Source organism: Pantoea sp. CTOTU49201 (genome assembly GCF_032054795.1).
Lineage (GTDB): Bacteria > Pseudomonadota > Gammaproteobacteria > Enterobacterales > Enterobacteriaceae > Pantoea > Pantoea symbiotica.
Genome location: NZ_DAMBSA010000096.1, coordinates 11,366 through 12,758, shown reverse-complemented (window position 1 = coordinate 12,758; position 1,393 = coordinate 11,366). Strand labels below are relative to the sequence as shown.

Annotated in this window: 2 protein-coding genes; both read left to right on the top strand. The window is 54.8% G+C overall.

Translation table 11 applies throughout. The annotated features are described in order from the left end of the window. The coding region (locus tag RTY00_RS09300; RefSeq protein WP_312664214.1) for an FAD-dependent oxidoreductase at positions 1-1,011 on the top strand (1,011 nt) is incomplete at its 5' end. Between the two features lie 47 nt (positions 1,012-1,058). Then, positions 1,059-1,393: 16S rRNA (guanine(527)-N(7))-methyltransferase RsmG (rsmG, locus tag RTY00_RS09295; RefSeq protein WP_312664213.1), on the top strand; the 335-nt coding region annotated here is incomplete at its 3' end.

Sequence of the window (1,393 nt, the reverse complement as noted above, 5' to 3'; positions counted from 1 at the left end):
CAGATCTTCCTGGAGCCGGAAGGCCTTACCAGCAACGAGATCTATCCGAATGGTATCTCCACCAGCCTGCCGTTTGACGTACAGATGCAGATCGTACGTTCGATGAAAGGACTGGAAAACGCGAAGATCATCCGTCCGGGTTATGCCATCGAGTATGATTTCTTCGATCCACGCGATCTTAAACCGACGCTGGAGAGCAAATTTATCCACGGCCTGTTCTTTGCCGGCCAGATCAACGGCACTACCGGCTACGAAGAAGCGGCAGCGCAAGGTTTGCTGGCTGGTCTGAACGCAGCACGCGCTTCCGCCGACAAAGAGGGCTGGGCGCCACGCCGCGATCAAGCTTATCTCGGTGTGCTGGTTGACGATCTCTGCACTTTGGGCACGAAAGAGCCGTACCGCATGTTTACATCGCGTGCGGAGTACCGCTTGATGCTGCGCGAAGATAACGCCGATCTGCGTTTGACCGAAGCCGGTCGCGAACTTGGTCTGGTTGATGATGCACGCTGGGCGCGTTACAACCAGAAACTGGAAGCGATCGAGCAGGAGCGTCAACGTCTGCGCGATCTGTGGGTGCATCCGAAATCGGATAACGTGGCTGAAGTGAACGCGGTGATCAGCGCGCCACTCACCAAAGAAGCCAGCGGTGAAGATCTGCTGCGTCGTCCAGAGATGACCTATCCGCTGCTGACGTCACTCGCCAGCTACGGTCCGGCACTGCCTGATGAGCAAGCCGCTGAGCAGGTGGAGATTCAGGTGAAATACGAAGGGTACATTGCGCGTCAGCAGGAAGAGATCGATCGCCAGCTGCGTAATGAAAACACCTTGTTGCCTGTTGAGCTCGACTATCGTCAGGTAAATGGCTTGTCGAATGAAGTGATCGCCAAACTCAACGATCACAAACCGACGTCCATCGGCCAGGCTTCGCGTATTTCGGGTATCACGCCTGCGGCAATTTCAATTCTGCTGATTTACCTGAAAAAACAGGGCCTGCTGCGTAAAAGCGCCTGATAGACTTTGGGGCGAGGCAACTCGCCCCCGTTAATGGAATTCTCGTCGTGATCAACAAACTCTCCTCGCTGCTGAATGCGGCAAACATTTCCCTTACCGATCAACAAAAACAGCAGTTGGTTGGCTATGTTGAGTTGCTGCATAAGTGGAATAAGGCCTATAACCTGACATCGGTGCGCGATCCGCAGCAGATGCTGGTGCGCCATATTCTCGACAGCGTGGTGGTTGAGCCACATTTGCAGGGCGAACGCTTTATTGATGTGGGCACCGGTCCAGGCTTACCGGGTATTCCGCTGGCCATTGTGCGCCCGCAATCGCATTTCACCTTGCTGGATAGCCTCGGCAAACGCGTGCGCTTCCTGCGTCAGGTACAACATGAGTT